The sequence below is a fragment of the Pedobacter sp. L105 genome, from assembly GCF_009765875.1.
Lineage (GTDB): Bacteria > Bacteroidota > Bacteroidia > Sphingobacteriales > Sphingobacteriaceae > Pedobacter.
Genome location: NZ_LMUP01000008.1, coordinates 502,770 through 514,686, shown reverse-complemented (window position 1 = coordinate 514,686; position 11,917 = coordinate 502,770). Strand labels below are relative to the sequence as shown.

General features: G+C 44.4%; 7 protein-coding genes. All 7 read left to right on the top strand.

All coding sequences use genetic code 11. The annotated features are described in order from the left end of the window. Window positions 1-296: 296 nt before the first annotated feature. The 7 genes from GSQ84_RS17385 to GSQ84_RS17355 are packed head-to-tail and all read left to right on the top strand — an operon-like array spanning window position 297 to window position 11,716. Window positions 297-3,452, top strand: coding sequence for a TonB-dependent receptor (locus tag GSQ84_RS17385; protein WP_158798538.1), 3,156 nt, complete (start codon window positions 297-299; stop codon window positions 3,450-3,452). Window positions 3,453-3,472: 20 nt separating this feature from the next. Then, the gene (locus GSQ84_RS17380) at window positions 3,473-5,134 is read left to right on the top strand and encodes a RagB/SusD family nutrient uptake outer membrane protein (protein WP_158798537.1); all 1,662 of its coding nucleotides are present in this window, start codon (window positions 3,473-3,475) and stop codon (window positions 5,132-5,134) included. Between the two features lie 6 nt (window positions 5,135-5,140). After that, complete coding sequence (locus GSQ84_RS17375; protein ID WP_158798536.1) at window positions 5,141-6,313, top strand: IPT/TIG domain-containing protein; 1,173 nt, start codon at window positions 5,141-5,143, stop codon at window positions 6,311-6,313. A gap of 15 nt (window positions 6,314-6,328) precedes the next feature. Further along, complete coding sequence (locus GSQ84_RS17370; protein ID WP_158798535.1) at window positions 6,329-7,564, top strand: glycoside hydrolase family 27 protein; 1,236 nt, start codon at window positions 6,329-6,331, stop codon at window positions 7,562-7,564. 9 nt (window positions 7,565-7,573) lie between these two features. Continuing rightward, a complete protein-coding gene (locus tag GSQ84_RS17365; protein ID WP_158798534.1) occupies window positions 7,574-8,647 on the top strand; it encodes an SGNH/GDSL hydrolase family protein in 1,074 nt (357 codons plus the stop codon). Between the two features lie 4 nt (window positions 8,648-8,651). Further along, complete coding sequence (locus tag GSQ84_RS17360; RefSeq protein WP_158798533.1) at window positions 8,652-10,499, top strand: sodium:solute symporter family protein; 1,848 nt, start codon at window positions 8,652-8,654, stop codon at window positions 10,497-10,499. A gap of 26 nt (window positions 10,500-10,525) precedes the next feature. Next, window positions 10,526-11,716 (top strand): glycosidase, encoded by a 1,191-nt coding sequence (locus tag GSQ84_RS17355; RefSeq protein WP_158798532.1) that lies wholly within the window; start codon window positions 10,526-10,528, stop codon window positions 11,714-11,716. Window positions 11,717-11,917: the final 201 nt, after the last annotated feature.

Below are 11,917 nucleotides of genomic sequence, written 5' to 3'. Positions count from 1 at the left end.
GTTGCCAGCCTTCAAAGCTATCATAGATTCGACCGCTATAATAATGGTTTTTTAACTTTCTTTAAGCATAATATCGATTTTTTCATCATAATCGGCACTTACCGTTCCTTAATTGGGCGTTAATTGAAAAAGATCTGTTTTTTGACTGAATAGTGTCAGGAGAAATCCTATTATAAGTCACAAAAATAAGCATAACGGTAAATTACTGCTTGAAATTGATAAAAAAATATTACAAGTGGATTGCTTAGCTATATACTTTTGAATAAAATTATATACCAAATATAAGCATAATAATTATGGGTAAAATTCTACAAGCAGTATCACTGCTTTTTGCAATGATTGTAATGAGTTCTTCCAGTGTTTTTGCTCAGAGCAGAACGATCACGGGAACTGTATACGATGAAAAAGGAGTAAGTCTTATCGGTGTATCCGTAACGGTAAAAGGCTCGAAAATCAGTGCAGGTACGGATGTAAACGGAAAATACGCTATTGCTGTCCCGGCGGGTTCTTCTACCCTTGTTTTTTCCTTTATCGGAAGCCTGAAACAGGAGGTGGTTACTGGATCCAGAACCACCATTAACGTAACCATGAAATCTTCAGTAAATGATTTAAGTGAAGTAGTTGTTGTTGGATACGGAACGCAAAAAAGAGGAGATGTAAATGGTTCCATATCTTCGGTAAAAGCATCAGACATTGCCAATATCCCGCAGGTAAGTGCAGATCAGCTGTTGCAGGGCAAAGTTGCCGGTGTTACTGTTACTCAAAACTCGGGGTCGCCGGGAAGCCAGACCTCGGTACACATTCGTGGGGTAACTTCACTGAGTTTGTCCAATGAGCCCTTGTATGTCATCGATGGCGTACCTATTTCTGGTGATGCCACCAATTCAAGTACAAGCGGGCAGTCTGTACAATTGTCGCAGAACAACAGTTCCAATGCGGTGAGCCCGCTGTCTATGATCAATCCCAGCGATATCGAAACCATTGATGTGCTAAAAGATGCTTCTGCTACAGCTATTTACGGAGCAAGGGCATCAAACGGGGTAATTATCATTACCACCAAACACGGTAAAAATGGAACTGCACGTATTGCCTATGATGGATATTATGGCATACAGCAACAAGGAAAGTTTCTGGACATGATGAACCTGCAGCAGTATGCGGGTTTGGAAAATACCCTTGCCGATCTGTCGGGAGTGGCCAGAAGAGGTGAATTTGCCGATCCAAGCCTGCTCGGTGCAGGTACCGACTGGCAAAAAGCAATTTTCCGTACTGCGGGTATGCAAAGCCATCAGGTTTCCATTTCTGGCGGTAAAGACGGTACTGATTATTATATTTCCGGGGGTTATTTACAACAGGACGGAACAATTATTGGCACCGATTATCAGCGCTATTCTTTCCACACCAGCGTGAACAGCCAGGTTAAAGACTGGTTTAAAGTAGGTACAACACTTTCAGGAAGCCATTCTGATCAGAATGCTACGCTGGGTGATAATACCGGTATTATTTACAATGCGCTGCTCAGTGCACCTGATCAGGCCGTATACAATGCCGATGGATCTTTTGCAGGTCCTCAGTCTACTACTCAGGGAACGATCAATCCTGTAGCACAAGCACGTAACCAGGTGAATAACCTGTTGAGGAGCAATGTGAACGGAAGCGTGTATGCAGAAATTAAGTTTATCAAAGACCTGACTTTAAGATCGGAGCTGAACGGGGATTTTAATGAGTCGACAGCCAAATTGTATAACCCTACCTATGCCTGGGGCGCTTATATCAATACTACGGCTAAGTTAACTGAGTATCTGGCCAACTCTTCTTATGTAGGCTGGAAGGAATACCTGACCTATAACCATACGTTCGCAGAAAAACATGCTTTGACTGCTTTGGTGGGATATGAGCTGAGCAAGTCTACCTGGGGTGGGGTCACTTCAGGTGTAAGCGGTTTCACCGCCGGGGATTCTCCCAATAACCAAACATTAAATAATGGTACTGCCTCTACGGCAACCAATGGGGAGTATAAAGGCGACCAGGAATTGGAATCTGCATTTGCCCGCGCCATCTATACGTTTAACAATAAATATAGCTTAACCGCTACGATTAGGGCAGACCGCTCCTCAAAATTTGCTGATGGCCATCAAACAGGTTATTTCCCTTCCTTCGCTGCAGGCTGGAAATTGTCTGATGAACCTTTTATGGCCGATGTAAAACAGTATGTTGACAATATTAAAATAAGGGCCGGTTACGGTGAGGTAGGTAACCAGAATGTAGCCAATTATAAATATGGTACTGCACTTACCGCTGTAAGCACAGGTTTGGGAACCGGTTTTGTGGTGGATAAGGTGGCCAATGCCAACTTAACCTGGGAATCTGCAAAACAAACGGATATCGGTGCTGATTTTAGTGTCGTGAACGGGCGTGTTAGTGCAACCTTTGATTATTTTAACAAGACCTCCAAAAATTTCATTTTCCAGGCTAATTTACCAGCTTATCTGTTAGGCGGGAGCGCCGAGTATTCTACACAAGGCGTTGTAGGTTCTCCTTTCATCAATGGAGGACAGATTAGTAACAAAGGATTTGATTTTAGCATCAACAGCAAAAATATTGATGGTAAAAACTTTAAATGGAGCACCAGTGTAGTCTTTTCTCATTATAAAAATATGGTGAACTCTCTGGCTGCGGGTACACCTTATATCGATGGAACAATTACTGTAAGTTATTTATCCCTTCCGGTTACCCGTACTGTAGTTGGAGGCCCTGTAGGAGAGTTTTATGGGTATAAAGTAAAAGATATTTTTAAAACTACCGATCAGCTGAAAAATGCACCAACGCAATTTGATCAGCCTGTTGCAAATGCTTCCGGCGGAACCTGGTTAGGAGATGTCCAATATGTGGATGTAAACGGGGATGGGAAGATTACTTCGGCCGATCAAACTGCTTTAGGTAGTCCTAACCCTACTTTCACCTACGGGATCACCAATAATTTCTCTTACAAATCTTTCGACCTGTCCATCTTTCTGAATGGCTCTTATGGTGCCAAGATATTTAATGCTTTAAAATATTCTACAGAAGGACTGTCAGGTTTGTATACCAACCAGCTGGCTGAAGCTGCAAATTACTGGACGCCGTCGAACCCTAATTCCAATATCCCGGCCCCTAAAATTGGAGATAACCCGAATTTATACAACTCTAACCGCTTTCTTGAAAGCGGCTCTTTCCTGAGGATACAGAATGTACAGTTGGGTTATACTTTGCCGGCCGACTGGGTGAAGCGCATCAAATTAAACCGCCTGAAAGTTTATGTAAGCGGACAGAACCTATATGTATTTACAAAATATAGCGGTCTGGATCCTGAAGTAGGTGCTTTTAACCAGAATGTGTTTTTAACGAATGTGGATATGGGCAGATACCCTATTGCCAGGACCATCACTTTCGGTATTAACGCAGAATTCTAACCACAAATCATAAAATTCATATGACTACATATAAAAAATATAGTGCTGCCCTCATCGCTGTTATTGCCCTGACTGCTACCAGCTGCAAGAAAAGTTTCTTCGATGGCACACCTAAAGATGGAATTACAATAGATAGCTTTTATCAAACCAATGCTCAGGTAGCTGCCAGTACCAATGCCTTATATACCGAACCCTGGTTTGGATGGGTTGGAAAATCAGGACTGGGCATTACGGAACTGTCGTCTGGTAATGCACGTACTTATTCTTCTGACGTGATCAATTTCCAGGACTGGACAGTAACCAATGTGAATTTTCAACTGGTCGGCACCTGGAATTCCCTGTTCACCGTAGTTGCGCAGGCCAATGGGGTCATTAATAATTTACCCACCAAAGCCGCTGCATCTATTACCCCATCCGTATTAAACAATGCCCTGGGTGAGGCACATTTGATGCGTGCCCTGGCCTATTTCCATCTGGTACGGATTTTTGGGAATGTACCTATTATTGAGAATTACTCAGATTATATCACCAATTATAAGGTGCATACCAATCTGATCACGGATATCTACAAGTTTATCCTGCTCGACCTGAAATTTGCTGAAGCGAATTGTACCAAAATGGTGAGAAGCGGATCTTCATCTGCCCAGGGGCATGTATCCAGCGGTTCTGCATCAGCGTTGATGGCAAAAGTTTACCTCTATATGCAGGATTATCCCAATGCCAGGGCAGAAGCAGAAAAAGTGATCAATAGCGGTGAGTTTAAACTGTATGGTGCTGATGTGGGTGGTAAAACATTCAACGACCTGTTTAAAACAGCGAATAATAACAATGAAGAATCAGTTATTGCACTGCAATGGGCAACTAACGGGCAATACGGACAGGGTAATCCTTGTCAGTCTTTATTGGCTTATACCACTACAATTACTGGTACCGGAGATGGTTATGGAGTATTGTCCCCAACTTACGACCTGTTGAATTTGTATAGTGCTACCGACACCCGCCGTCACGCTACGGTGATGCTGCCAGGAGATTTTTATCCCGAAATTTTACAGTCTACCGGCGGGTTTACCGTAGGTGCAGACGTGAATTCAGGAGGCACACATTCGGGAGTAAAGAAATATGTGGTAGGGACACCAACAGATAATGGGGGTGTGGGCGGAGCGCAGGCCACCGCTAATAATACGTACATGATGCGTTATGCTGATGTATATTTAATTGAAGCAGAAGCAATCATGAATGGTGCCTCTACCAGTACAGATCCGATGGCTTTAGCCGCGATCAATAAAGTGCGCAACCGTGCAGGTTTACCCGGCTTAACGGAAATCAACAGGATGTATAGCACACCTAATGCGGCTTATGATCCTGTCAGTAATCCAACAGCGCCCCAAACATTGATCCATGATGATATTTTAGAAGAACGCAGGAGAGAGTTTGCTTTTGAACATGATACCTGGTACGACCTGTGCCGCCTGGATGGTTACAATACCACTGCCCATCCAAAAGCGATTGCACTGATCAAACAGCAGGACAGGGGAACAGCCGATAACAGTACTGTTCCTGTACATTATGGAAATGGTTATTTAACCCCTACAAATGCAGATTTCTTATTGCCTATTCCGGCAACAGAAGTTACAGCCAACCCTTTGCTGGCTGAGCCACCTGTAGCTTACACTTTTAAATAATTAACGATGAAACTCATGAACACACCCTCAAAAATAATTGGTTTACTGGCCGCTGTATTGCTGTTGTTCGGCTATTCTGCCTGTAAAAAAAGCGACTCCGGAGATGCACCTGTCATCACCAGGATCCGCACCATCAGTACCACCAAAACCGTGACTACCATTACGCCGGCTACTTTAACAACCAATGATACCGTCACCACAGCCAAAATTGTAAGTGCGGATTCAACTACAAAAACAGGTTTGTTAAATACCCAATATGCTATTGTAGGGCAGCATTTAAAAACGACAACAAAACTAACTATCAATGGAGCTTCGGTATATTTTAGTCCAACACTGGTCACAGACAATACGATTATTTTTACTCTGCCTGCAACAGTGCCTTACAGCAGCAGTAGCACATCCAATAAAATAACGGTGACCACATTATACGGTTCGGCAGATTTTGATTTTGTGATTCAGCAGCCGGTAGCCACATTTACCAGCGCGAGCCAGCTTGCCGGCAATGCAGGAGATCAGATCACCCTTACGGGGACCACATTTAATGGATTGAGCAGTGTTAAATTTGGTACGGTGAATGCTACGATCGTATCCAGCACAGCTACCTCTGCAGTGGTTACTGTACCAACAGGCTTAACCGGGGCCGCTCCAATTTCCCTGACCACTACTGCCATTACAGGCGGAGGTACAGTACTGGGACCAGTGGTTTCGGGCGGTATCAATATGAGCGGTGCAGCTTTAACTACTGTAGCTCCTTTTGGCTTTAATACCCTGGGTTATGATGATGCCTTTAAAAACGGATGGTCTGATTCCGGATGGAGCAATACCCCTAACAATAGCAGTACAGCCGTGGTTAAACGCGGAACCAGTGCTATAGCTGTACAATACAGTGGTGGTTTTGATGGTTTTGTGATACAGGCAGGTGCACCTGTAACAGCAACGTCTGTTAAACTGTCTATCTATGGCGGTACGGGAACAGACGGAAAACTCATACATCTGTTAATCAACGATAATTACAATAATTATGTAACGATCACGCTGGTTGCAGGTGCCTGGACTACCTATAATATTCCGCTGTCTGCTTTTGGCACTGGCGCTACTGTTACAGTGACAGATCTGATTTTCCAGGAGTTTAGTGGCAATCCAAGTTTATTCTACCTGGATGATGTGGGTGTTATCTAAAATCTACCAATTGATATGAAACGAATCAAACTACTCGTTGCGGCCTTATGCCTGGCTGGCTCGGTTTACAGCCAGGGAAACAATTATACACAAGATTATACCAAGTACCAGGGCCTGGCTTTAACGCCACCAATGGGCTGGAACAGCTGGAATAAATTTGCCTGCAACGTAGATGAAAACCTGATCAAACAGGTGGCCGATGCGATGGTATCTACAGGAATGAAGGATGCCGGTTATACCTATATCAACATTGACGACTGCTGGCATGGCGACCGGGACAGCCTGGGCTTTATTCACCCGGATGCAAAACGTTTCCCTTCGGGGATGAAAGCACTGGCCGATTACGTACATGCCAAAGGGTTAAAACTGGGGATCTATTCTGATGCTGGTTCAGAAACCTGTGGCGGACGTCCGGGAAGCCGTGGGTATGAATTTCAGGATGCGCTGACCTATGCCAAATGGGGAATAGATTACCTGAAATATGATTGGTGTAATACTGAAGGTTTACATGGTGAAGGCGCTTATAAAACCATCGCGGCAGCCTTAAAAAAAGCAGGCCGTCCGATGGTATTGAGTATTTGCGAATGGGGGACAGACCAGCCCTGGAAATGGGGGCCGCAGGTAGGACACCTATGGCGGACCACCGGCGATATTTACAACTGTTTTGATTGTATCAAAGACAATGGAAGCTGGCATGCCAATGGCGTGATGAAAATCCTGGATATGCAAAAAGGCTTACGTCAGTATGCTGGTCCGGGTCACTGGAATGATCCTGATATGCTGGAAGTAGGTAATGGCATGGTGACAAATGAAGACCGTGCACATTTCACCTTATGGTGTATGATCGCTGCGCCGCTGATTGCGGGGAACGACCTGCGCAGCATGTCGCCGCAAACGGCAGCGATTCTCAAAAATAAAGAAGTCATTGCCCTTGATCAGGACTCCCTGGGAGTGCAGGGATACCAGTATGCCGTAAAAGACAGTTTGGAAACCTGGCTTAAGCCGTTGAAGGGTGGCGACTGGGCAGTTTGCTTTCTTAACCGGGGAACCGGGGTGCAGCCAGTAAATTTTGACTGGAAAAAAGAAGTGATCACGGATAGCCTGTCAAAAGCTATATTAGATGCACAAAAGCAGGTTTATACCTTAAAGAATTTATGGACAGGGAAAAATGCAGGTACAACGAAATCGCCCTTAAAGGGAGTAGTACCTGCACATGATGTCCTGATCTTCCGTTTACACCAACAGCGTTAACCTCTCAGCATGATTACAAAGAAACTCGTTCACCTGACGGCAATAGCAGTACTAATGTTATTGTCGTCTTTACAGGCAAAAAATAAAGTTCAGCTCCAATTCTTCCCTGCAGATCACCCCAATATTCAATATACCGGCAGGATAGATTTTTCTAATCCAAAATTACCCCGGTTCTGGTCGCCCGGCGTTTATATCCAGCTTAAGTTTAAAGGTGATCGGTGCCAGCTGATCATTCATGATGAAGTGTTATACCATAACACGTATAACTATATTGAAATTAGTGTCGACCATCAGCAGCCCTATCGCATTCAGACCAGGGGAACAACGGATACGATTACTGTTTCCAAAGGATTAACCCGAACTGAACATACCCTTACGATTTGCAAGGATACGGAAAGTGGTTATCTGGAATTTGAAGGGATCAAATGTGAACAACTGCTTCCTCTTCCGGCGAAGCCTAAACATCAAATAGAATACATCGGAGACTCTATCACCTGCGGAACAGGAAGCGACCTGTCAATCCCATGCAACCAGGGGCCATGGTATGATCAGCACAATGCTTACCTGAGTTATGGGCCATCATCAGCAAGGCTGCTGCAAGCCCAATGGCAACTGACAGCAGTTTCTGGTATTGGCCTGCTCCATAGCTGCTGTGAGATGAAGATCTTAATGCCCCAGGTTTTTGATAAAATGAATTTACGGGAAAATGCTGTCCCCTGGGATTTTAACCGGTATCAGCCTGATGTGGTGACGATTTGTCTGGGGCAGAACGACGGCGTTCAGGATTCGGTGAAATATGCAGCCGGCTACCTGGATTTTATTAAAACTATCCGTAGCCATTATCCCTCTGCTGCTATCGTTTGCTTAAACAGCCCAATGGCAGATGCTGCTTTAACCAGGGTGCTTAAAAATTACTTAACCGGGATTGTAAAAAGTATTAATGCTTCGGGAGATAAAATGGTGAGCAGCTATTTTTTCTCCAGGCAATTTAACCATGGCTGCGGCGGACATCCCGACCTGGCAGAACATGAGGTAATGGCTAAGGAATTGGCATCATACATTGAGAAGCTGGAAAAATGGTAACCATATGAAATTAAGATTAATAGATGTATTCATCCTCATTACCTATCTGGTACTGATGTTAATGATTGGCTGGTACATGCGGAAAAAGGCGAGTCAGAATAAAGAAAGTTACCTGATGGGCGGTAAAAAGCTGCCCTGGTACATGCTGGGTTTAAGTGATGCCTCAGATATGTTTGATATCAGTGGTACCATGTGGATGGTTGCCCTATGTTTTGTTTACGGGCTAAAAAGTATCTGGATCCCCTGGTTATGGCCGGTATTTAACCAGGTGTTTAACATGATGTTCCTGGCCAAATGGCTGCGGCGTTCCAATGCGAATACCGGGGCAGAGTGGCTAGCCACACGTTTCGGTGTAAGTGGTACAGGTGTAAAATCTTCACACAATGTAACGGTTGCTTTTGCACTGATTGGCTGTTTAGGCTTCCTTGCCTATGGTTTTATCGGGCTCGGAAAATTCATTGAGATCTTTGTTCCCTGGGATCTGGTACAGGGATATGTTCCTTTTCACGTTGCACCACAATATGTAGCGCATTTTTATGGTATCGTTTTTACGCTTTTTGCCATGTTCTATTCCATCCTTGGCGGGATGCACAGTATTGTGCTGGGGGATGTGATCAAGTATGCGATCATGACGGTAGGCTGTATTGCAATCGCGATTATTGCGATGATCCATCTGCATGGACAGGCACTCCATGTTCCGGAGGGCTGGAGCAATCCATTTTTTGGCTGGAGGCTCAATTTGAATTGGTCGCACCTAATTCCTGAAGCCAATAAAAAAATAGCTGATGATGGCTTTGGGCTATTTGGTGTTTTTTTTATGATGATGCTGTTTAAAGGGGTGTTTGCCAGTTGGGCGGGGCCGGCTCCAAATTACGATATGCAGAAGATGCTTTCTACCCAATCGCCAAAAGATGCGTCTAAAATGACAGGGTTTGTTTCTATCATGCTGCTGCCCATCCGGTATTCTATGGTGATCGGCTTGACAGTACTGGCATTGTTATATTACCATCAGCTTAACCTGACCGTGCCTGGCGGTGGTGTAGACTTTGAAAGGATCCTGCCGGGGGCTATCAATAGCTTTTTACCTGTCGGCATACTTGGGATTGTCTTAACCGGATTGCTGGGTGCTTTTATGGGAACTTTTTCGGGCACACTGAATGCTGCTCAGGCTTATGTGGTGAATGATATTTACCTGAAATATATCAATCCCGATGCGCCTACCAAAATGATCATCTCCATGAATTACCTGGTGGGCGTGGTGGTGGTTATCCTGGGTGTGACCTTAGGTTTTTTTGCAAAAGATGTGAATAGCGTGCTGCAATGGATCGTTGGTGGTTTATATGGCGGTTACATCGCTGCAAATGTGTTAAAGTGGTACTGGTGGCGCTTTAATGCCAATGGGTTTTTCTGGGGAATGGCCAGCGGTATTGCTGCGGCACTGCTGCTGCCCTATGTGAAAATATGGTTTCCATCGGTGTTTTTTAGCCTGGACCTGTATAACTGGCCTATGCTGTTTGTGATCTCCATTATCGGCTGTATCGCAGGTACCTATGCCGCCCCGCCAACAGATATAACCGTGCTGAAAAAATTCTATCGTACAGTAAGGCCCTGGGGTTTCTGGAAACCGATCCACGCATTGGTTGTGGCAGATGATCCTTCTTTCCGGGCCAACAAAAGGTTTAAGCTGGATATGTTTAATGTAGTGATCGGGATCATTGCGCAAGCCTGCTTTACCATCTTACCGATGTATATCATCTTATGGATGAAATTACCCCTGCTCATCACAGTCGTGTTGATTGCCATTATTGTCTTTATCCTCAGGAAAACCTGGTGGGATAAGTTAGAGAACTAAAATTACACCCTTAATATTACGCTGATATGAGAACAGATTACGATACGAGATTGACTGCTATCAAAAGCAGCTACGAACAATTAATTGAACAGGCCAACAACAGGAGCGAGCAGGGAAATGGGATTTTTAACCGCTACGAGTTCCCTATTTTAACGGCTGCACACATCCCATATTTCTGGAAGTATGACCTGAATCCTGAAACTAATCCATTTTTGATGGAAAGAATAGGTTTTAATGCAGCGTTTAATGCAGGTGCTATTAAATTTGAAGATCACTATGTGCTGGCGGTTCGGGTAGAAGGTGCCGACCGGAAGTCGTTCTTTGCTATTGCTGAAAGTCCTAATGGGATCGATCAGTTTCGTTTCTGGGATTACCCGATAGAGATGCCACAGGGAAATAATCCTGAAGACACGAATATTTATGATATGCGGTTGGTGAAACACGAAGACGGCTGGATTTATGGTCTGTTTTGTACAGAACGCCGTGATGCTTCCGCATCAGCTGGTGATCAGTCTGCTGCTATCGCACAATGCGGGATAGCCCGAACGCATGACCTCAAAACCTGGGAACGTCTTCCCGATCTGAAAACACCTTCAGCGCAACAGCGTAATGTGGTTTTACACCCTGAATTTGTAGAAGGGAAATATGCTTTTTATACCCGTCCGCAGGATAGTTTTATTGAAGCCGGAAGTGGCGGCGGTATTGGTTATGGTTTATCGGAATCAATGGATCCGGCTGTGGTATATCACGAAGTGGTGGTTGACAGAAGAGTTTATCATACGGTATACGAAGCGAAAAACGGCTTAGGCCCGGCACCGCTTAAAACAGCTCAGGGATGGCTTCACCTGGCGCATGGCGTGCGTAATACAGCTGCGGGTTTACGTTATGTCCTATACTTGTTTATGACGGATTTAGACGATCTGACCAAAGTTATACACAAGCCTGGTGGTTATTTTATCGCTCCCGAAGGCGAAGAAAGGATAGGTGATGTATCTAACGTGGTTTTCAGCAATGGATGGATAGCAGATGAAGATGGAAAGGTCTTTATTTATTATGCTTCATCAGATACCAGAATGCATGTAGCTACCAGCACAATTGATCAGTTGGTTGATTATGTGATACATACACCCGAGGATGGATTTACCTCAGCTGCAACGGTAAAGTCAATTTATCAGCTGGTGGATCGAAACGAAAATTCAAGCTATAATCAGGATTGATTCAAGTTGTATTGAGGTTATGCCCTGATTAGTCAGGTAGAACCTTAGTTAAACCTGGGAAGAACCCAGAGTGATACCATATTGCTTACAGACTTTCTCCAGTATGACTATAGTATTTTTTCTGAAAAACACTATAGTCATACTGGAGGGAGACCGGAGTGAGACTGCTCTCATTCTGGGTTCTACTCAAGTTCAACCCAG